Raw genomic sequence first — 20,774 nt, 5'->3', positions numbered from 1 at the left:
TCGGTAGGGCGTTCTTTCCTTGTACGTCTGCAATTGTAACGGCATCCGCCAGCGTGAAGTCCGCGCCGCGATCGACGCGGGCGCGACTCGTCCGGCCGACATCTTCCGCCACAAGGGCTGCCAGGCCCAATGCGCCAAGTGCGTGTGCGAGATGCGCCAGATGATCCAGGAATCCCGCGAAGCTCTGGCTTTCGCCGCCGAATAAGGCGTCTTGCGACGCAAAGTCGCCGATTTCCAGTAACCGCGAAGCACTCTCACGCTTTTCTGTGAGGCTGCGAAACACTTGCAGACATTACTGTTGAAGCGCTTGAAAAGCAGCTTAAGGGTGCGGGCGAACTCGAACCTTAGGAGGCCGCCATGCAAGGCGATCCCGGCGTTATCCGCGTCCTCAACGCTGTGCTCACCAACGAGCTGACGGCCGTCAACCAGTACTTCCTGCATGCCCGCATGCACGACAACTGGGGCTTCAAGCGCCTCGGCCAGATCGTCTATCAAGAGTCGATCGGCGAAATGAAGCACGCCGACAAGCTGATCAACCGCATCCTCTTCCTCGAGGGCCTGCCCAACCTGCAGGACCTGCACAAGCTGAAGATCGGCGAGACCGTGCCGGAATGCCTGGCCGCCGACCTGTCGATCGAGCTGTTCAACCGCGAACTGCTGGTGCCCGGCATTGTGCAGTGCGAGCAGGCCCGCGACTACATCAGCCGCGAACTGCTGCGCGAGATCCTCAACGACACCGAGGAGCACATCGACTACCTCGAAACCCAGCTGTCGCTGATCAAGTCGCTCGGCGAGCAGAACTACCTGCAGAGCGCCATGGGCGAACTGCCGGCGGCCTGATCCGCCTCACGAGACTTCGAAGACTGTCGAACGGCCTCCCAGCATCCGCGGGGAGGCCGTTCTGCTATTCGCCCAAGCCTATTCACAGAGCGCTTCCAGGGCGTCGCGGTCGAGCAGCTCGACGTGGCGCACGGTGGGCAGGGCGATCAGGCCTTCCTGCAGGAACGCCGTCAGGGTGCGCGACACCGTCTCGATGGTCAGGCCCAGATAGTCGGCCATGTCCTGGCGGCTCATCGGCAGATCGAAGGCGGCCTCGCCCTTGCGGTCGGCCAGCAGCAGCAGCAGGCCCGCCACCCGCTCGCAGGCGCTGCGGCGGCCCAGCATCAGCACGTGGTCCTGGCTGCGCTGCAGGCCGGCGATGGTCACCTGGTAGAGCTTGCGGGCCACGTCGCCGTCGCGGGCGGCCAGGTCGCTGAGCGCCCGGCGGCGGACGATGCGGACGGCGACGTCGCCGACGGCCTCGGCCGTGGTGCGGTGGATGTCGCCGGCCTCGAAGCCGAAGGCCTCGCCGGCGAAGTGGAAGGCGTCGATCTGGCGGCGGCCGTCGCGCAGCAGCCGGCCGGTGCGCACCGTGCCCTCGACCAGTTCATAGACCTGATCGGCCGCGTCGCCCTCGGCGAAGATCTCCTCGCCGGCCGCGTAGCGGATGACGCCGGCGGAGACGCCCGGCAGGGCCGGTTGGGCGGAGGCGGGCTCGAAACGGAGGGGCGACAGCATCGGAGGCTCCCGGGGAGGAAGGAGGCGGTGGGGAGACCGCCCCGTGACGCCGGCACATTCCCCCTTCTCCGCGTAGGGGTAAATTCGGGGGCCGCGCATAAGGGTTTTTGCGTAGACGCAAATTCGGAGGGGCGGCGGCGGGGCGTGGGGGAGGCAAAAAAGCCCGCCTTCCCGGGCCTTGCGCCCAGGATCCATCGTTCAGCGTCCGCGGAGTGAGGCGTGCGCCCTCGGACCTTCGGCTCCGCAAGACGACAAAGTCATGGCCTGCCGCCAGCATGATCCTGGGCGCAAGGCCCAGGAAGGCATCTTCAATATATCGGGAGCCCGGCCCCTAGCGCCGCGCCTTGACCATCCGCTCCAGCTCCACGGCCCGCACGGTGGTCATGCTCAGGTGGCAGCCGCCGATGTTGAGCATGTCGATGGTGCCGCCGGTCAGGTCTTCCTGGCACTCGGCGTCGCGGCGCTTGATCCAGGCGCGCTGGGCGGTGCGCAGGCTGGCCTGCTGGGGCTTGGAGCGCTTGGCCATGGCCGCCTTGTAGGCGCGGTTGAGGCGGGCGTCCTGCTTCTGGAGCTCGACGTTGGTGCAGCCGGCCATGGCGACCGTCACGCCCTTCAGGGCGTCGCCGCTGTTCAGGCAGCGGTCGTAGGCCGGGGAGTATTCCTTCTCGGGATCGATCCCCATCGCCCGGGCAGACGGCTGCGCCAGGGCCGGCGTCGCGGCCGCCAGGGCCAGCAGCAGCACGGCGGGGATCGAGCGTCGAAAGAGCATGTGGCGCGTCCTTGCGTTGCAGGACGCCCAGCATGCGCCGCCGATCACGACGGCTTCAAGGCGCGCGGACGCGGCCGCCCTCCCCTACAGCGCCTTGCCGATGCGATCGGCCAGGGCCGACAGGTCGCCGCCGGGGTCGTCGAACACCCCGAGATCCTCGGCGGTCATGGTCGCAAACAGGTCCTGGGCCTCTTCCGAGGCCGACATCAGCGCGATCGCCGCCTCAGCCTCGTCGGGCGGCCAGCGGTCAAGCGCGGGACCCAGCGCCTTCAGCCGGGCTTCGAATAGTTTCAGGTCCATAGCCACAGATCTTCTTCTGTTTCTGGAGTCGAGTCTTGAGGGTTTGCCGGCCCCGTTTCAGGAGCGAGCGCACCGCCTGTTCCGAACAGTCCATGGCGTCGGCGATTCTACCGACGTCGAGCTCTTCGAAATAGAACATGGTCAGCGCCTGGCGCTGGGTGTCGGGAAGCTTGTCGAGGGCTTTCTGAAGCGTCTTGGCGGTCTCCGTGCGTTCGAGATTGGCGAGGGCGTCGGCCTGGGCCGGCGCCTGAACTTCGGCGTCGGCCAGGCGGGTGATGACCTCCTGGGATTCCGGAACCGCCTTGCGGACCCGGCGACGATCGATGGCCTTGTTGACGGCGATGCGGTGCAGCCAGGTCGAGAACCGGGCGTCCGGCGTCCAGCGCTCGCGAGCGCGCCAGGCGGCAATAAATGCCTCCTGGGCCGCGTCCTCGGCCTCCTGAACGTCGCCCAGAACGTTGAGCGCCAGTCGCCGCACCATCCGCAGGTGCCGGTCGACCAGAACCCGAAAAGCCGTCTGGTCGCCGTCGCGGCAAGCCAGGAACAGCTCCTCGTCAGAGCGCACGTCAGACAGACCAAACTCGCCCGTCGTCGCAATCGTCGCTGAATTCGCCATGGCGATTACTCGCCTCCATCGCTGTATCGCAATGGAACAGGCAAACAGCGTGCCATATATCGAATAACTACATTACTGTATTTGATCGATACATTTCCGATACTATCGGTACATTGCTATTTTTCAGAACGAAGTTCTTTGCAAAACGGGCGCAACAAGTCCAGTACGATTTGATACACACTGGACACATCTTTGCTGCGACTGGCGCGAAGCAGGCCGTCGAGCACGTATTGGTAGAACTTTCGCAACGTCGCGCCGTCCTTGCCGGCCGCCGAAAAATCCAGCGTCGTCGACAGGGCGGTCAGGATCTGGGTGGCGCGCATGGCGTGTCGGCACATTTGATCCAGCCGCCCCTGCTCGTGGGCGAATTTTGCCGAGGCGATCGCGCGGTAGAGCTCCTCGTGCACGGAAGCCAGCACGTCGCGCGGGTTGGCGGTGAGGCGGCTGGAAGCCGCGTAGGCGCTGAGCGCCTGGTTAGTCGTCGTCACTGCTGTCGGCTCCCAAGATGGCTGCGATCTGCTGCTGGAGGATCTGGGCGGCGTAGAGTTCGGTCTCCATCGCCGAGTATTTCGAGATCAGCTTGGTCCGGTACGTCTCCGCGTCGTCGCGGATCTGGTCGGACTGGTCGGTGAGGTCTTCGTTGACCGTCTCCAGGCTTTCGATCCGTTGCTGGATCACGCCGCTGGAGGTGTTGGCGTAGTCGTCGATCAGGCTCGTGATCATGTTCGCGAAGCCCTGGTTGATCTCGACCGAGATCGTGCCGGAGGTCGGCGAGGCCAGGGCGAAGGACAGGCCCTCGTAGATCGAGCCGGTCGCGCCGATGATCCGGTTGCCGGAGATCGTGAACAGACTGGAGTCGCCGTTCACCGACACGCTGGAGATCGCCCCGTCGGTGACGTTGACCTGCATGTCGAAGTCGAACGAGACGGTGGTGTCGTTCTTCAGCAGCTTCAGATTGCTGTTGCTGCTGGAGAAGCCGGTCTCGAAGAACTTGGCCACGCTCGACAGGTCGGTCAGCAGCAGGTTGTCGAGCGTCGTCTCGTCGGTCAGCTCCAGCTGGTTGTCGGCGTTGATGGTGACGCCCAGGGCCGACAGGTCGGTCAGCTCGTCGTCCGAGCCGGCGGTCCCGCCCAGCATGTCGCTCAGGCGGCGGTTGACGTCGCGCAGGATGCTGTCGGCGAACAGCACCGCGTCGTCCGAGACCGTGCCGTCCGAACCGACCGTCTGGTTGGTGACGACGAACGACCGCAACGCGTTGTAGGCGGTGATGAAGTCGGTGATCGCCGTCTTGATGTCGTCGTAATTGGCCTCGATGTCGAGGGTGATGGTCTGGCCCGAGGTGGCCTGCAGCAGCGAGATCGACAGGCCCGGAATGGTGTCGGTCAGCTCGTTGCTGTCGCTCTCGATCTCGACGCCGTCGATGGTGACGATGGCCGGCTGGGCTTCCTGCAGCACGTTGGAGAAGTCGCCCGCGCTGTCGGTCAGGCCGACGCTCTGGCCGATGTCGTCGCCCGAGACGGTCGAGAGAGTGATTTCCTGGTTGGTGTCGCTGGTCGACAGCACCAGGCGCGTGCCGGTCGAGCTGGCGATCAGGGTGGCGACGACGCCGGTGTCGCCGCTGGCGTTGTTGATGGCGTCGGCCAGGTCCTCGACCGTCATGTCCGAGGTGACGGTGATCTCGGCGGCCGTGCCGTCGGTGGTGTTCAACGAGAACACCCCGTCCAGGCCCAGGACCGTGTCGGCCGTCTGGGCGGTCGAGGCGACTTTCATGGCCTTGGCCAGCTGGGTGACGGTGATCGAGTAGGAGGCCGCGACCGCGTCGGCGTCGGCGCTGACCGCGAGCACGTCCGTCGCGTCGGTGCCGTCCGAGGCGGTGAGGTAGGCGCTCTTCTCGTCGAAGGCGTTGGTGGTGGTCGAGACCGAGCTGTAGGTCGTCGAGGCCAGCGACTCCATGGAGTCCGAGACCGCCTGCAGCAGCGTCTGCAGCTCCTGATAGGAGGCGATCTTGGTCTCGTTGGTCGTGACCTTGGCGTCGATGGTGTCGGCTCGCGCGGTCTTCTGCGCGACGGCGGCCTCGATCAGCGAGTCGGTGTCGAGCCCCGAGATCGTGCCGGTCAGGTAGGTCGTCGACCCCGAGGTCGAGACGGTGCTGGTCGTCGTCATGGCGATGTCCGGAAAGTCGGCGGGAGGATCCAGAGAATCCTCCCGCCCAGTCTGCAGGACGACGCGGGCTGGCCCGCGCCGTCACGGCATGAGCCGACTACTGCAGCAACTTCAGAAGCGACTGGCTCATCGAGTTGGCCTGGCTGAGGGCCGAAATCGCTGCGCTGGTCAGGGTCTGAGCGTTGGTGAAGTTGGTCTGCTCGCTGGCGATGTCCACGTCGGTGATGGCCGACGCGGCCGACTCCAGGTTTTCGAGCGAGGTCGAGATCACGTCGCCCCGGAATTCGAAACGCGACAGGGTGGCGCCCACGTCGGCTCGCATTTTCGAGATGTCGGTGATCGCGTCGTCGATCTTGTCCATCAGGCCCGACGCCGAGGTCGAGGTGATCGAGGTGCTGTTGAGCGACAGAGCGGTGGTGTCCGCATCGCCCAGCTTCACGGTGATCACGTCGCTCGACGAGGTGCCGACCAGGAAGTCGACGCCGCCCGTAACGCCGTCGGCGGAGTAGTAGTCGCTCGTGCCATCCAGCAGCGTGATGCCGTTGAAGGTGGTCGACGTGGTGATGTCGTCCACTTCCTCGAGCAGCTGTTGATATTCAGCGTCGATGTAGCTGATGTCGTCAGAGCTCGAGCTCCCCGACTGGGCCTGGGCCGTCAGGGACTTCATACGCTGCAGGATGTCGGCGATGTTCGACAGCGCGCCGTCCGCGGTGTTCAGCACCGAGGTGCCGCTGGTCACGTTGGTGGCGGCTTGGTTCAGCACGGTCACGTCGGCGTTCATGGAGGTCGCGATGGCGAGGCCGGAGGCGTCGTCCTTCGCGCTGACGATCCGCGAGCCGCTCGACAGCTTCGCCAGGGACTCGCTCTGCGCCGTCGAGTTGTTGTTCAGATAGCGCAGGGCGGTGTTGGCGGCCGTGTTGGTGGAGATAACTGGCATGTTCTAGTCCGGTTCTCTGTCTGGAGTCCGTCCGGGGGAGAGTCCGGCCGGGAAGCTGTCCGCCGTTCTGACGGCCTGGCTTCGACGGGTTGAACGGGACGTCCCCGAAGGATGGGGCGGTTTTTCTTTTCGCTTTTTGCGGGTCCTTCCCGCCGGGCCGTCCGGACCGCGTCGCCCCGTATGAGGAACGCGCGCGTAGCCCCCTCTTCCGCGAGGCCGAAAACGGTCCGCGAAAAATAAACCGCCCCATCCGCGGCGGAGCCTCCGTTGAACCCATCGATCGGCGCCCAGGGCGTCGGACCGATTTCACCGGAGATCTCTCCATGACCACCGTCTCTTCGACGACGAGCACGACCAGCACCGCGAGCACGTCCAGCGCGTCGAGCACGCTGCAGCTCGGCACGACCGACTTCCTGTCGCTGCTGATGACCCAGCTGACCAACCAGAACCCGCTGGATCCGACCGATCCGACCGAGTTCACCAGCCAGCTGGCGAGCTACGCCTCGCTGGAGCAGCAGATCAGCACCAACGACACCCTGACCTCGCTGTCGGACACCATGTCGACCCTGTCCGACACGACCACCAGCATGTCGGACAACCTCTCGTCGCTGCTGACCCAGGTCCAGCTGCTGGCCTCGCAAAGCGAATAAGGGCGAGCCGAGATGAGCCTTTCCTCCGCCCTCTCCACGGCCGTCTCCGGCCTGACCGCCCAGAGCGTGGCCCTGTCCGCGATCTCGGAGAACATCGCCAACGCCTCGACCACGGCCTACAAGACCTCCGAGGTCTCGTTCCAGTCGCTGGTCAGCGGCGCGATGAACTCCAACACCTCGACCAGCTCGGTGGCGGCCAAGACCAGCCAGGCGCTGAACGTCACCGGCACGATCTCGTCGACCAGCGTCTCGACCAACGTCGCCATCGACGGCTCGGGCTATTTCGTGGTCGCGGCCGATCCGGGCGACACCGGCAGCGCGCTCGTCTACAGCCGCAACGGCAGCTTCTCGACGGATTCCGACGGCTATCTGGTCAATAGCGAAGGCTATTACCTGATGGGCTACGCGACGGACTCGGATGGCAACATCCTGACGTCCAACACCAGCGACCTGACCAGCCTGTCGGCGATCAACCTCGACTCGATCAGCGGCACGGCCAAGGCCACCTCGACGGTGACCATGGCCGCCAACCTGCCGGCCGATACGGTCACCGGCGACAGCTACGACACCAGCATGGAGGTCATCGACTCCCTGGGCGTCAGCCACACCGTCGGCCAGACCTGGACCAAGACCGGCGACAACACCTGGACGCTGAGCCTGTCGGATCCGACCCTGACGTCGGACAGCTCGACCACCTCGGGCACGATCAGCCCCAGCTCGGTGACCGTCACCTTCAATTCCGACGGCAGCCTGGCCTCGACCGACCCGTCGCCCGTCGACCTGTCGATCACCGGCTTTTCCACCGGCGCCGCCGACAGCGCCATTACGCTGGACCTGGGCGACACCGGCGGCACCGACGGCCTGACCCAGTTCGCCTCGACCTCCTCGACGCTGTCGCTGAGCCCGACCTTCGAGCAGGACGGCGCCAACTACGGCGAGCTGTCGGGCATCACCATCGACGAGAGCGGCCTAGTCACGGCCAACTTCGACAACGGGGTCAGCCTGGCGATCTACCAGATCCCGGTCGCCACCTTCAGCAACCCCAACGGCCTGACCCACGTCTCGGGCACGGTGTATGATGAGAACTCGGCCGCCGGCCAGGTGCACCTGAACCTTCCGGGCGAAGGCAGCGCCGGCAGCCTGGTGGCCAGCGCCCTCGAAGGCTCGACCACCGACACCGCCACCGAGTTCAACAAGATGATCATCGCCCAGCAGGCCTATTCGGCCGCTTCGCAGGTCGTCAGCGCCACCAGCGACATGTTCGACACCCTGATCCAGGCGGTGCGGTGAGCGCCATGGGCACCATCGAACGCCTGCATACCCGCGCCCAGAAGGCGCGCCGGGACCGCGACACGCCGGTGGTCTCCTCGGTCGAGGAGGCGCGGGCCCTGGCGCGGAGCATCGCCGAGGGCCTGTCGGCCCTGTCGGACGACCAGCGCCTGCTGATGCTGTCGAACCTGCACGACGTGCAGACTGTGCTGGAAACCCGCGTCGCCGCGCTCGAGACCGACATGGCCGAGAGCCGCGAACGCATCCAGGCCGTCACCCGCGGCCTGAGCGCCACCGCCGGCTATCGCGGCAGCGTCCGGGCCCTGCGCGACCACCGCCGCCGCAAGGACTAGCGCCATGTCGCTGTCGTCGATCATCAGCTCCGCCTCGTCCGCGCTGTCCAGCACGCAGATGCAGATCGCGGTGGCCAACGCCAACGTGGCCAACGCGGACGACCTGACCTACACGCGCAAGAGCGTCAGCTCGACCGCGACGACGGCGCTGAACTCGGCCTCGACGACCACGATCCAGCGGGCCGCCGACACCTATCTGGCCAAGACCGTGGTCAAGACGGCGGCCGGCGCGGGCTACGCCTCGACGATCGACAGCTACATGCAGTCCTACGACGCCGCCCTCGGCTCGGTGGACGCCGGCAGCGACCTCTCCAGCCTGCTCGACACCTTCACCAGCGCCCTGACCTCGTTGTCGGCCAGCGCCGACAGCGACACGGCCAAGGCCTCGGTGGTCTCGGCCGCCTCGTCGCTGGCGGCCAGCATCGGCGGCCTGTCGGCCTCGATCCAGGACCTGCGCACCCAGGCCAACACCGACATCTCCACGACGGTCGACACCATCAACTCGACCCTGTCGACCCTGGCCTCGCTGAACGACCAGATCTCGTCGGTTACCGCCCAGGGCGGCGACGTCACCAGCCTGCAGGATCAGCGCGACTCGGCCCTGACCACCCTGTCGGGCCTGATCGGCATCAGCAGCTACACGACGTCGGACAACAAGCTGGTGGTCTACACCATCGGCGGCGACCAGCTCCTGGGCACCACCGCCGCCAAGCTCAGCTACACCGCCTCCAGCGCCCTCGGCGCGACCAGCGTCTATCCCGACACGATCTCGGGGATCACGCTGAACGGCAAGGACATCACCGAGAGCGTCGATTCCGGCCAGCTGGGCGCGCTGATCACCCTGCGCGACGAGACCCTGGTCGACGAGCAGGCCGAGCTGGACGCCATGGCGTCGACCCTGATCTCGCAGGTCAACGCCATCACCAACGCCGGCTCGGCCGTGCCCGCGCCCACCACCCTGACCAGCGCGGGCACGGTGTCGGGCAGCGACGGCTTCTCGGCCAGCGGCACGCTGCGGGTGGCCGTGGTCGATTCCAGCGGGACCACGATCTCGACCGAGGACCTGGACCTGTCGTCCTATTCCAGCGTCGATGATCTGGTGAACGCCCTCGACGCCATCGACGGCCTGTCGGCCAGCATCGGCACGGACGGCAAGCTGACCATCACCGCCGACGACAGCGCCAACGGCGTGGCCATGGGCGACATCGGCGCCTCGGTCGGCGACGACGCGCAAGGCGTCTCCGACTATTTCGGCTTCAACGACCTGTTCTCGGGCTCGACCGCCGCCGACATCTCGATCTCGTCGAAGCTGGCGAACGACTACAGCCTGCTGGCCACCGGCGCGCTCGACACCTCGACCACGCTGTCGGCCGGCGACCGCGCCCTGTCGACCTCCGACAGCACCACCGTCGACGCCCTGACCTCGATGCTGTCGGGGACCCTGACCTTCGCGGCGGCCGGCGACCAGCCGGCCAAGACCGTCACCCTGTCGTCCTACACCGCCAGCTTCGTCGCCGGCGCGGCGACCCTGGTCTCCGACGCCTCCTCCAACTCCGAGACCGCCCAGGCCACCTACGAGGCGGCCACCAGCCGGCTGCAGAACACCACCGCCGTCAATGTCGACGAGGAGCTGGCCCTGCTGACGACCTACCAGTCGCAGTACGAGGCCACCGCCCAGCTCGTCTCGATGGCCAAGGAGCTGTTCGAAGCCCTGATCAGCATGGTGAGCTGACCATGATCAGCCGCATCGCCACCTTCAACCACTCCAACACCATGCTGACGGCCAGCCTGAAGGTGCAGGCCAAGCTGGCCGACCAGCAGGCCCAGACCGCCTCGGGCCTGAAGTCGACCACCTATGGGGGCCTGGGCAAGGACACCGGCAGCCTGCTGCGCCTGTCCAGCCAGAGCGCGGCCCTGACGGCCGAGAACAGCGCGGCCAGCACCGCGACGGCCTATGTCAACGCGTCCTACTCGGCCCTGGGCGACATCGCCGACCTGGCCACCACCATCAAGAGCCAGCTGGCCTCGATGATGTCGAGCACGACCACCGACGCCGACACCACCGTCCAGTACGCCACCAGCTGGCTGAACGACCTGCAGGCCCTGCTCAACAGCAACTCGGCCGGGGTCTACCTGTTCTCGGGCACGGCCGGCGACGCCGCCGCCGTCGACTACAGCGACACCGACTACGACCCGCCGGCCGACACCAGCGTCGCCGACACCAACTACTACCAGGGCTCCAGCGCCGGCCGCACCTTCACCACCACCGACGGCCAGAGCATCAACCTGTCGGTCACCGCCGACTCCTCGGCCTTCGAGGAGCTGGCCCGCGCGCTGAAGATGGTCATCGCCTCGCCCAGCGACACCACGGTGATCTCCAGCGCCTACGACATGGTCAGCGACGCGGTGACCGGCGTCGGTTCGCTGCAGGAGCAGGTCTCGCTGCAGGCCTCCACCCTCTCGGACCTGACCTCGCGCAACGAGGCCAAGATCGACAGCATCGACACCCTGTCGTCCAACCTCAAGGACGCCGACCTCGCCGAGACCGCCGTCCTGGCCACCCAGTACGAGACCCAGCTGGAAGCCATGTACTCGATGATCAGCACCCTCTCGTCGCTGAGCCTGAGCAAGTATCTGTAGAATTCAGAAGGATGCTCCCCCTGGAGGGGGAGCTGTCGCGAAGCGACTGAGGGGGAAGTGACTGCCTGCGGCGGCGACGGCTTCGGGTCATCAGGATCTTCCCCCTCCGGCCCTCCGGGCCACCTCCCCCTTCAGGGGGAGGGTCGCGATGCGTCGCCCCACTTGCGGCGACCAAATTTGCAATCCCGCAAGAACCGGACATACGGCGGCACAATCGTCCGGTCAGAAGAGCGGCCTCTCGTTTCGGAGCGCCGATGCCCACCACCGTTTCCCCCAGCCGTCGCGGCCTGCTGGCCCTCGCCGGCGCCGTTCCCTTCGCCGCCGTCGCCGTGGGCTCGCGCCCGGCGGCAGCCGCCGAGGGCGTCTGCGCCATCACTCCGCAGGTCACCCAGGGTCCCTACTGGTTCGATCCGAAGCTGGACCGCGCCGACATCACCGAAGGCCGGAAGGGCGCGCCCGTCACCGTGGCCCTGACCGTAGTCGACGGCGCCTGCCGGCCGCTGAAGGGTGCGCGGGTCGATATCTGGCACTGCGACGCGCAGGGGATCTATTCCGGCTACGAAGGCCAGGGCGACGACCACAAGACCGCCGCCAAGGGCGCAACCTTCCTGCGCGGGGCGCAGATCAGCGACAGCGCCGGCAAGGTTGTCTTCAAGACCATCTGGCCGGGCTGGTACGAGGGCCGCACCCCGCACATCCACATCAAGGCGCACCTGGACGCCCGCACCGTACTGACGGCGCAGCTGTTCATTCCGGACGCCCTGTCGGAATATCTCTACAAGAACGTCCCGGCCTATAAGCGCCCCCGCCAGCGCGACACCTTCAACCGCCACGACGGCATCGCCCTGCAAGGCGGCGAGGCCATGGTCGCCAGCGTCAAGGAAGGCAAGGACGGCTACGTCCTGGCCCTGGTGCTCGGCGTCGATCCCGCCGCCGACTGGAAGGACGACGCGGGGATGGGTGGACCGGGCGGTGGACCGGGCGGTCCGCCTCCCGGCGGCATGGGCCCTCCTCCCGCGGGCATGGGTCCGCCCCCTGGCGGCATGCCCAATGGCGGCGCGAACGGCCGCCCGCCCGGCCCGCCGCCCGGCGGCTTCCCCAATGGCCAGCAAGGCGGTTCGCCGCACGACGGCATGGGTCCGCCGCACCACGAGGCGCTGACCGGCGAAGCGCGGCTCAAGGCGATCGTTCCGGGTCTCTGATCCTTCTCCCCTTGCGGGAGAAGGAAAGGCTTTTCGTCTCGCCCGCCACGCGCCATCCTCCGCTCCAAACGGCCGTTCGGCCGCAAGGGGTGGAAATGAGCAAGACGATCTGGGCCGCGCTGGCGGTGTCCATGAGCCTGGCGAGCGCGGCCTGCGCCCAGCCGGCGCCCGCAGGTCCCCAGCCGAAGAACGACTACACCCAGGACGCCGCCTGGCTGTGCCGGCCAGGCCGCCAGGACGCCTGCGCCCAGGACCAGACGACCACCGTCGTCGCCGCCGACGGGTCCACCAAGGTCGAGCCGTTCAAGGCCGATCCCAAGGCCCCGATCGACTGCTTCTACGTCTATCCGACCGTGTCGACCGATCCCGGCGGCAACAGCGACATGACCATCGACCCGGCCGAGACCACGGTCGCCGAGCAGCAGGCCGCGCGCTTTGGCCAGGCCTGCCGGGTGTTCGCGCCGATGTACCGGCAGGTGACCCTGGCGGCGCTGCGCCAGGTGATGCGCGGTCAGGCCTCGCCGGGGGACGAGAACCTTGCCTATGGCGACGTGCTCGACGCCTGGAAGGACTATCTGGCGCGCGACAACAAGGGCCGCGGCGTGGTGCTGATCGGCCACTCGCAGGGCTCGCGCGTGCTGCTGCGCCTGCTGGCGCAGGAAATCGACGGCAAGCCGGTGCAGAAGCAGCTGGTCTCGGCCCTGATCATCGGCATGAACACGATGGTCGACCCGGCGACCGACAGCTACGGCTCGATCAAGATGTGCCGCAAGCCGGGCCAGACCGGCTGCATCGTCTCCTACGTGTCGTTCCGCGCCTCCAGCCCGCCGGAGGGCGCGGCCTTCTTCGGCAAGGCCGAGGGCGACAAGCGCGCCGCCTGCGTCAACCCCGCGGCCCTGGCCGGCGGCGAGGCCCCGCTGCACAGCTATTTCAGCGACAAGACCATCGCCGGCGCGCCGCGCAAGACGCCGTGGGTGAAGGGCAAGGACCTGACCACGACCTTCGTCTCGGTCCCGGGCCTCGTCACCGCGCAATGCGCGACCAGCGGCCCCTACGACTACCTGGCCATCAAGGTCCACGGCGACCCGGCCGACCCGCGCGTCGACGACATCCCCGGCGACCTCTTGGTCATGGGCATGCCGCTGAAGGCCTGGGGCCTGCACCTGGCCGACGTGAACCTGGCGATGGGGGACCTGGTGGCGCTGGTCGAGGCGCAGGGGAAGGGCTGGAAGTGAGGCCCTCAAGACCCTCCCCCTGAAGGGGGAGGTGTCGGCGAAGCCGACGGAGGGGGAAGTCGGCCGGCGGGAAATCACTTCCCCCTCCGGCCCTCCGGGCCACCTCCCCCTTCAGGGGGAGGGTAGCGTTTCTACTTCCCCGTCACGCCCTTGAAGACGCCCAGGCCGAGCACCAGCACGACCAGGAAGACCACCAGGAACAGGAAGAACAGGATCTTGGCGACGCCGGCCGCGGCGCCGGCGATGCCGGTGAAGCCGAGGGCGCCGGCGATGATGGCGACCACGGCGAAGATCAGGGCCCATTTCAGCATGGGAAAGCTCCTTGCACTGGACCTGCGCTGCGCAGGCTTCAGCGCAACAACGTCGCCTTGGCACGCGTCGTTCCTTGTCTTCGCGGGCCTGCGCCGCTAACTCCAAAGCCATGGCCTCCAAGCCCGAAAACCCGACCGAACCCTTCAAGCGCGCCCTGGCGCACGCGGCCCGCTCGCTCGCCGAGACGCCGGACCTCGAGATCGTGTTTTCCGGCGAGTCGCCGGGGCTGGTGGGCAAGCGCGCCGTGCTGCCGCATCCGCCGCGCGATCTGTCCGGCCCCGAGGCCGCCCGCCTGCGCGGCATGGCCGACCAGATCGCCCTGCGTCTGGCCCATCACGACCCATCGACCCACGCCCGCTCGCGCCCGGCCGCGCCCGACGCCCAGGCGATCTACGAGTCGCTGGAGCAGGCCCGCATCGAGGCCATCGGCAGCAATGCGCTCGGCGGGGTGCGCGCCAACCTGGCCACCGTGCTCGAGACCCGGCTGGAGAAGCAGGGCCTGACCCGCGCCGTCGCCTTCGACCAGCAGTCGGCTCCGATGGCCGAGATCCTGGGCCTGATGGCCCGCGAGCGCCTGACCGGCGACGCCCCGCCCGATGGCGCCAAGGCCCTGGTCAACATCCTGCGCGCCGACATCGAGGCCAAGGCCGGCAAGGACCTCGACCGCCTGGTCGCGGCCATGGACGACCAGGCCGCCTTCGCCAAGGTCACCCGCCAGATCCTGCGCGACCTCGACCTGGGCGACGACGTCAACGACGCCACCGAGGCGTCGGACGAGGACGAAGGCGAGGACGACAAGCCGACCGACAATTCCGACGAGGACCAGGGCGAGGGCGAAGGCGAGCAGCCCGACGGCTCCTCGCAGCAGGAGAGCGAGGCCTCCGACCGCGAAAGCCAGGCCGGCGACGAGGAGATCGTCCAGTCCGAGCAGGAAGGCGAGCCGGAAGACAGCGACGAAGCGCCCGACATGGGCGACGGCGCCAAGCCGGCCCGTCCCGATCCGTCGGCCGACAAAGGCGGCGAGCCGGCCTACAAGGTGTTCACCACGGCCTATGACGAGGTGGTCTCGGCCGAGGAGCTGTGCGACCCGGACGAGCTGACCCGCCTGCGGGCCTATCTCGACCAGCAGCTTTCGGCCCTGTCCAGCGTCGTCTCGCGCCTGGCCAACAAGCTGCAACGCCGCCTGCTGGCCCAGCAGAACCGCGCCTGGACCTTCGATCTCGAGGAAGGGATGCTCGACGTCGCCCGCCTGACGCGGGTGATCATCGACCCGACCGCCCCCCTGTCGTTCAAGCAGGAGGAGGACCAGGAGTTCCGCGACACGGTCGTGACCCTGCTGATCGACAATTCCGGCTCGATGCGCGGCCGGCCGATCATGGTCGCCGCCGTCTGCGCCGACATCCTGGCGCGCACGCTCGAGCGCTGCGGCGTCAAGACCGAGGTGCTGGGCTTCACCACCCGCGCCTGGAAGGGCGGGACCAGCCGCGACGAGTGGATCAAGGCCGGCAAGCCGCCCTCGCCCGGCCGCCTGAACGACCTGCGCCACATCGTCTACAAGGCCGCCGATGCGCCTTGGAGACGGGCCCGCAAGAATCTGGGCCTGATGATGCGCGAGGGTCTCCTGAAGGAGAACATCGACGGCGAGGCCCTGATGTGGGCGCACCAGCGGATCATCGGCCGGCCCGAAGCCCGCCGCATTCTGATGGTGATTTCCGACGGCGCGCCGGTGGACGACTCCACCCTGAGCGTGAACTCGGGCCACTATCTGGAGCGGCACTTGCGGCAGGTCATCGCCGAGATCGAGGGCAAGAGCCCGGTCGAGCTGATCGCCATCGGCATCGGCCACGACGTCACCCGCTACTACCGCCGCGCCGTCACCATCGTCGACGTCGAGCAGCTGGGCGGGGTGCTGGTCGAGCAGCTGGCCGCCCTGTTCGACGAGGAGCCGCGCACCGCCGCGCGCGCCCGCGGCCTGCTGCCGCCGCCGCCCACCGTCGTGCCCCAGGCTCCCAAGGCCGCGCGCAAGGCTTCGGCGTGATCGGACTGCGCGGACTGATCGCCCTTGGCCTGGCCGGCGGCATGCTGGCCCAGTGCGGTCCTAAGCCCGCACCGCCGCCGCCCGTCGTCGTGCCCGCGGCGCCGGTCAAGGTCGGTCCCGAGATCGGCCTGACCGTCACGCCCGTGCCGCTGAACGCCTCGAACCCGAACCAGACGGCCGTCGGAAACTTCGTCTACGCTGGCGGGATCGCCATCACCAGCGCCGACACCAGCCGGCTGCACGGCCTGTCGGACCTGGTCCTGACCGACGCCAACGGCGTCGAGGCCGTCAGCGACGACGGCGACCGCTTCTCGGCGCGGCTGCAACTCGATGCGACCGGCAGGCTGATCGGCCTGACCGACGGCAAGCTGACGCCCCTGCTCGGCGTCGACGGCCAGGGGCTGCGCGGCAAGACCGAGGGCGACGCCGAGGGCCTGACCCGCCTGGCCAACGGCGAGCGCCTGGTCAGCTTCGAGCGCGACCATCGCATCTGGCGCTACGCCGTGGGCCCCACCGGCCTGTGGAGCCGCCCAGCCGTCGCCCCCAAGCCCGCCACCGTCTTCCCCGACAACGAGGGCATGGAGGCGCTGACCGCCTATCCCGCCGCCGGTCCCGACGCCTATCTCGTCGGCGGCGAGGAGGGCGAGGTGTGGCTGTGCCGGCTGTCGAGCAGTTGCCAGCCGATCCCGCCGCAGTCGCCGATCGACTTCACCTGGGGCCTGTCGGGCTTCACGGCCTTCGGCGGCAAGGCCCTGGCCACGCTGCACCGGGCCTACGACCCGGTGCGCGGTTGGCGCGCCCAGGTGCGCTTCATCGCCGACCCGATGACCCCGGCCAATAAGCAGTACCCGCTAGCCAGCCTGACCCTGGAAGGCGCCCTGATCCGCGACAACTTCGAAGGCATCGCCCTGGCCGCCGGCCCGAACGGCGCGACGCGGGTCTATCTGCTGTCGGACGACAACGGCGGCGAGATGAACCAGCGCACCCTGCTGCTGGCCTTCGACTGGACGCCGCCCCCGACCGCGCCGCCGGCCCCCACGCCGCCGCCGAGGAAGAAGCGGCGCTGAGGGACGGGGCATTGCGCAGGTTGCATCGGGCGCTAAGGTGAACCCATGCGGTGGGACCTGACGAAATACCCGTTGGCGGCGCTGCCAATCCTGGGCGGCCAGTTTCTCTTCGACCTAACCGATAAGGGCTTCGGCGCGGCGCTGCGCCATCTCCCCATGCGCGCGTTTTGGCTGGGCCTGATCATCGGCGTCGTCTGCCTGGTCGGCTGGGCCATTCGTCGCCGCAAGCGCCGTTTCCGCTGAGGCGGATAGAGGCTCAAAGGCTCGCCCCTAGTCCGTGTTTCCACGCGAAGGCGGGGATCCAAGCCGAGTCCGCTGATGACCTACGGCTGCGCGCCATCCTGAAAGTCAGCTTGGCTCCCCGCCTTCGCGGGGAAAGTCGGGTCTGGGGGATTGGGACCAGGACCAGACAGACAGCAGGCCAGTCCAAAAAAGAAAGCCGCCACGCTGGAAGCGTCGGCGGCTTTTGAGTTGGGGAGAAGCTCGGGGGAGACGGCGCCAGCGCCCCCTCCCCCGCCGGACGTCGTCAGAAGTCCATGGTCAGGCCCACGAACATCGTGCGGCCCATGGGGTCGTAGACGCCGGGATAGGTGTTGCCGTTGCCGAACGAGGAGAGCAGGCCCGCGGCGATCACCGGCGGATCCTTGTCGAAGGCGTTGTTGATCCCGCCGCGCAGGGTCAGCTGCTCGCGGACCTTCCAGGTGGCCGCGAAGTCCAGGTAGTTGTACGCCTTGATCTTGCGGTTGATCTCGACGTAGTCGCCCTGCAGGAACGGATTGCTGTCGTTGCTGGAGAGGTCGGCCGAGCCGAAATAGCGCCAGTTGGCCGACAGCGAAGCGGCGATCCAGGGCAGGTTCCAGGTGGCCCGCATCTGGTGACGCCAGGCCGGGTTGGGCTGGCCGCAGGTCGGTCCGAACAACCCCTTGCAGTTATAGGCGCCCAGGCCCGGCAACTGCTCGATCTTGCGGCTGTTGAGGTAGGTCCCCACGAAGCTGAAATCGACGTCGCCGTAGTCGCCCAGCGACGACAGGTCGAGGCGGTACTCGCCCGTCACGTCCAGGCCCGAGGTCTGCAGGAAGCCGGTGTTCTGGTTGGTGGCGATGATGTAGCCGCGCTCGCCGAACAGCACGCCCGAGGTCGGGTCGCGGTGGAACAGGCTGCAGAAGTACGGATTGCTGGTCTGGACGCACTGGTTGATGACGGTCGGGGCGTCGACCGCGCCGATGTACTGGTCGACATAGATGTCGAAGTAGTCGAGCGACATCGAGAAGCCCGGCAGGAAGCTGGGGGTCAGCACGACGCCGGCGGTGCGGGTGTCGGCCACTTCCGGCTTCAGGTTCGGGTTGCCGCCGCCCTGGGTGACGCAGGTCTCGGCCGGACAGTCGGGGATCTTGCCGTACTGTGCGGCGGTGACGCCGGTCAGGGCGCAGGCCGCGGCGCTGGCCTTGGGCGTCGGACCCGAGCAGGGATCCACCGCCGCGACATTGCCCAGGCCCTGCGGCGCGTATAGCTCGCTGATGTTGGCCGCCCGGACAGCGCGGTTGTAGCTGGCGCGGAACCGCACGTCGGAGGTCGGCGCGTATTGCAGCTCGACCTTGTAGGTCGAGACCCGGTCGTCGAGATAGTCGTACTTGGAGGTGCGGTAGCCGGCGTTCAGCGACAGCGCCTTGATGAACGGCGCGTCCTGCACCAGCGGCAGGTCGACCTCGCCATAGAGCTCGCTGACGCTGAAGGCGCCGCTGCTTTCCTTGGTGCCGGCGGCCTGGGCAAGGGCGTCGGCCTCGAACTTCAGTTCCTCGCGGCGGTGCTCGACGCCGAGCGCCAGGGCCGCGCCGTCTTCGGCCCATGGGGTCTTCACGCCGTACTGGCCAAGGTCGCCGTTCAGCGAGGCGCTGAGCACCTTTTCGCGCTGGACGCCGTGGGTGAAGGTCGGGGCGTAGAGGTACTTGTAGGCCGCCGCGCTGAGGCCCTGGTACTTGAAGACATCGATGGGCACGCAGTTGGGATCGGTGCCGTCGACGACCGACTTGCAGGTCGGGGTCCCGCCGACATTGACCACCTGCAGGGCCTTCATCGCCTTGGCGTTGTCGACGTTGTTCTTGTAGCTCTCGTCGAGGATGACGGTCGAGAACAGGAAGCTGGCGTCGTAGGTCCAGCCTTGGGCGAGCTTGCCGCGCAGCCCGGCGTTGATGCGATAGTCGGTGTGGCGCAGGTCGTCGCGGCGGGGCGAGCTGCCCGGGCCGGTCAGGCGATAGCCGATGAACGTGTCCTGGCTGACGCTGGTCCCGGCCGCCGAGCCGCACAGGGTGGCGGCCTGCGAGGCCGACATCAGCGGGTTGTCGCAGTTGATCTTGAACGTCGTGCCCTGGAACAGCGCCGACGGGGCGGCCTGCGAGAAGGTGTGATCGTCCATGAACATCAGGCTGCCGTAGGCCTCGACCGCCGGGCTGATCTCATAGTGCGCGAAGGCGCCCGCCGTGTAGCGGGAGTCCGAGCGCTGGATGTAGTTGGTGGGCGCGTAGTTGTAGAGGAACGAGCTGTCGTACGGGACCCAGGTCTTGTTCCCGTCCTTGGTGTTGTTCAGCGTCTGGCCGGCGTTGGGGCCGCTGAGCAGCGTGAACAGGCCGTACTCGTTGTTGCTGGAGCCGCCGCAGACCAGGGCGTTGCTGTTGGTTCCCGTCAGGTTCAGGCCGCAGGCCGAATAGTCGCGGCTGTCCTGGGTGACCGGCTTCATCTCGCGATAGCCGACATAGAAGGTGACGTTGCCCTTGCCGCTGGGCGCGTTCATGCCGATCGCCAGGTTGACGTCGATCTTCTCGCCGTCGGTGACGTGCTTCTTGGGCAGCTTGTAGTTGGCCTGGCTGATCAGCGAGCGCGGATAGTCGGCGTCGTTGGTGTGCTGGGCCAGGCTGTACTGGGCGTCCAGGCGCAGGCCGTCGAGGTTCTTGCGCAGGATGAAGTTGACGACGCCCGACACCGCGTCCGAGCCGTAGACCGCCGAGGCGCCGCCGGTGACCACGTCGACCCGGTCGACCAGGGCGCTGGGGATGAAGTTCACGTCCGCGGCCTCGGTCGGCAGCATCCGCTGGCCGTCGACCAGCACCAGCACGCGGCTGGAGCCCATGTTGCGCAGGTTCACCCGCGCCGTGCCGTCCGAGCCGTTGGAGCCGTTCTCGTTGGAATCGGCGGTGAACTGCGGCAGGCGGTTCAGCACGCTGTCGATCGAGGTGGCGCCCTGCAGCTTGACCTCGTCGCCGCCGACCACGGTCATCGGGCTGGCCGAGACCAGGTTGGGCCGCTTGATCCGCGAGCCCGTCACCACCACGGCGTCGACCGTCGAGGCCTCCTCGGCTCCTGCGGGCGCTTGAGCTGTGGTCTGGGCCGAGGCGAGCGGAGCCGCCGCCAGCCCGGAGAGCAGGGCGATCGCCGCCGCTCCCCCATACGCCCTGAGGCGCTCTTTGTTGTTCCGCATCGCAGTCCCTCCTCGCTGCGCGCGATCTGTGTCCGTCGCGCCTTGGCGCAGAGAGGCACATTGTTACGATTTATGTCAAATATCTTATACGATATAAATATTACAATGTTCGCATTGCCGCGCTGACACCCATCGGGGCGCCTTGGAGGCTTCGACCTCGATGCGCGGCGTCGCGAAGGACGGCCGCCCCGAGC

General features: G+C 67.6%; 21 protein-coding genes. 12 read left to right on the top strand and 9 right to left on the bottom strand.

The window, feature by feature from the left end:
* Positions 1–19: 19 nt before the first annotated feature.
* Together DMC18_RS08490 and bfr are read left to right on the top strand one after the other, a co-directional pair.
* Positions 20–205, top strand: coding sequence for a bacterioferritin-associated ferredoxin (locus DMC18_RS08490; protein WP_110121027.1), 186 nt, complete (start codon positions 20–22; stop codon positions 203–205).
* A 152-nt stretch (positions 206–357) separates the two neighbouring features.
* Complete coding sequence (gene bfr, locus DMC18_RS08485) at positions 358–840, top strand: bacterioferritin (protein WP_058349593.1); 483 nt, start codon at positions 358–360, stop codon at positions 838–840.
* A gap of 78 nt (positions 841–918) precedes the next feature.
* Here bfr and DMC18_RS08480 read toward each other — a convergent pair whose 3' ends face one another.
* The 7 genes from DMC18_RS08480 to DMC18_RS08450 all read right to left on the bottom strand — a co-directional run bounded on the left by DMC18_RS08480 (position 919) and on the right by DMC18_RS08450 (position 6,342).
* Positions 919–1,557 carry a helix-turn-helix domain-containing protein gene (locus DMC18_RS08480; protein WP_110121028.1) on the bottom strand — a complete coding sequence of 213 codons (639 nt, stop codon included), beginning with the start codon at positions 1,555–1,557 and terminating at the stop codon, positions 919–921.
* Between the two features lie 331 nt (positions 1,558–1,888).
* Complete coding sequence (locus DMC18_RS08475; RefSeq protein WP_233245309.1) at positions 1,889–2,326, bottom strand: lysozyme inhibitor LprI family protein; 438 nt, start codon at positions 2,324–2,326, stop codon at positions 1,889–1,891.
* Between the two features lie 84 nt (positions 2,327–2,410).
* On the bottom strand, positions 2,411–2,626 hold the full coding sequence (locus DMC18_RS08470) for a hypothetical protein (protein ID WP_110121029.1): 216 nt from the start codon (positions 2,624–2,626) through the stop codon (positions 2,411–2,413).
* Complete coding sequence (locus DMC18_RS08465) at positions 2,574–3,242, bottom strand: RNA polymerase sigma factor (RefSeq protein WP_110121030.1); 669 nt, start codon at positions 3,240–3,242, stop codon at positions 2,574–2,576. Before DMC18_RS08465 ends, DMC18_RS08470 begins: the two co-directional genes overlap by 53 nt.
* 116 nt (positions 3,243–3,358) lie before the next feature.
* Entirely contained in the window at positions 3,359–3,730 is a 372-nt protein-coding gene (locus tag DMC18_RS08460) for a flagellar protein FliS (protein WP_110121031.1), read from the bottom strand.
* A complete protein-coding gene (gene fliD / locus DMC18_RS08455) occupies positions 3,717–5,405 on the bottom strand; it encodes a flagellar filament capping protein FliD (protein WP_110121032.1) in 1,689 nt (562 codons plus the stop codon). Before fliD ends, DMC18_RS08460 begins: the two co-directional genes overlap by 14 nt.
* A 97-nt stretch (positions 5,406–5,502) precedes the next feature.
* The gene (locus DMC18_RS08450) at positions 5,503–6,342 is read right to left on the bottom strand and encodes a flagellin (protein ID WP_110121033.1); all 840 of its coding nucleotides are present in this window, start codon (positions 6,340–6,342) and stop codon (positions 5,503–5,505) included.
* Between the two features lie 323 nt (positions 6,343–6,665).
* Here DMC18_RS08450 and DMC18_RS08445 point away from each other — a divergent pair, with 323 nt between their 5' ends.
* The 7 genes from DMC18_RS08445 (at position 6,666) to DMC18_RS08415 (ending at position 13,691) form a co-directional block, all read left to right on the top strand.
* Complete coding sequence (locus tag DMC18_RS08445) at positions 6,666–6,992, top strand: flagellar hook capping FlgD N-terminal domain-containing protein (RefSeq protein ID WP_110121034.1); 327 nt, start codon at positions 6,666–6,668, stop codon at positions 6,990–6,992.
* Between the two features lie 12 nt (positions 6,993–7,004).
* A complete protein-coding gene (flgE, locus tag DMC18_RS08440) occupies positions 7,005–8,282 on the top strand; it encodes a flagellar hook protein FlgE (RefSeq protein ID WP_110132855.1) in 1,278 nt (425 codons plus the stop codon).
* A 5-nt stretch (positions 8,283–8,287) separates the two neighbouring features.
* The gene (locus DMC18_RS08435) at positions 8,288–8,614 is read left to right on the top strand and encodes a hypothetical protein (RefSeq protein ID WP_110121036.1); all 327 of its coding nucleotides are present in this window, start codon (positions 8,288–8,290) and stop codon (positions 8,612–8,614) included.
* A gap of 4 nt (positions 8,615–8,618) precedes the next feature.
* Positions 8,619–10,346: a flagellar hook-associated protein FlgK gene (gene flgK / locus DMC18_RS08430; protein WP_110121037.1), complete on the top strand. Its 1,728-nt coding sequence runs from the start codon at positions 8,619–8,621 to the stop codon at positions 10,344–10,346.
* Between the two features lie 2 nt (positions 10,347–10,348).
* On the top strand, positions 10,349–11,254 hold the full coding sequence (locus DMC18_RS08425) for a flagellin (protein WP_110132854.1): 906 nt from the start codon (positions 10,349–10,351) through the stop codon (positions 11,252–11,254).
* Positions 11,255–11,508: 254 nt separating this feature from the next.
* A complete protein-coding gene (locus DMC18_RS08420; RefSeq protein WP_110121040.1) occupies positions 11,509–12,456 on the top strand; it encodes an intradiol ring-cleavage dioxygenase in 948 nt (315 codons plus the stop codon).
* A gap of 95 nt (positions 12,457–12,551) precedes the next feature.
* Positions 12,552–13,691, top strand: a complete 1,140-nt coding sequence (locus DMC18_RS08415) for a DUF3089 domain-containing protein (RefSeq protein ID WP_110121041.1) — start codon at positions 12,552–12,554, stop codon at positions 13,689–13,691.
* Between the two features lie 131 nt (positions 13,692–13,822).
* Here DMC18_RS08415 and DMC18_RS08410 read toward each other — a convergent pair whose 3' ends face one another.
* Positions 13,823–14,002 (bottom strand): DUF1328 family protein, encoded by a 180-nt coding sequence (locus DMC18_RS08410; protein ID WP_110121042.1) that lies wholly within the window; start codon positions 14,000–14,002, stop codon positions 13,823–13,825.
* A 110-nt stretch (positions 14,003–14,112) separates the two neighbouring features.
* On the opposite strand from DMC18_RS08410, the gene cobT reads away from it, so the two are divergent.
* Genes cobT through DMC18_RS25615 form a run of 3 tightly spaced genes read left to right on the top strand, consistent with a single transcriptional unit; the run spans position 14,113 to position 17,351 of the window.
* A complete protein-coding gene (cobT, locus tag DMC18_RS08405; RefSeq protein WP_110132853.1) occupies positions 14,113–16,041 on the top strand; it encodes a cobaltochelatase subunit CobT in 1,929 nt (642 codons plus the stop codon).
* Positions 16,038–17,108 (top strand): esterase-like activity of phytase family protein, encoded by a 1,071-nt coding sequence (locus tag DMC18_RS08400; RefSeq protein WP_110117892.1) that lies wholly within the window; start codon positions 16,038–16,040, stop codon positions 17,106–17,108. Before cobT ends, DMC18_RS08400 begins: the two co-directional genes overlap by 4 nt.
* Before the next feature lie 45 nt (positions 17,109–17,153).
* The gene (locus tag DMC18_RS25615; RefSeq protein ID WP_146218016.1) at positions 17,154–17,351 is read left to right on the top strand and encodes a hypothetical protein; all 198 of its coding nucleotides are present in this window, start codon (positions 17,154–17,156) and stop codon (positions 17,349–17,351) included.
* 283 nt (positions 17,352–17,634) lie between these two features.
* Here DMC18_RS25615 and DMC18_RS08395 read toward each other — a convergent pair whose 3' ends face one another.
* Positions 17,635–20,580 (bottom strand): TonB-dependent receptor domain-containing protein, encoded by a 2,946-nt coding sequence (locus tag DMC18_RS08395; RefSeq protein WP_110117891.1) that lies wholly within the window; start codon positions 20,578–20,580, stop codon positions 17,635–17,637.
* Positions 20,581–20,774: the final 194 nt, after the last annotated feature.

This window comes from Caulobacter sp. D5 (genome assembly GCF_003185805.1).
GTDB lineage: Bacteria > Pseudomonadota > Alphaproteobacteria > Caulobacterales > Caulobacteraceae > Caulobacter.
The sequence above is the reverse complement of the archived record's forward strand: the minus strand, read 5'-3'. Positions and strand labels throughout refer to the sequence as shown.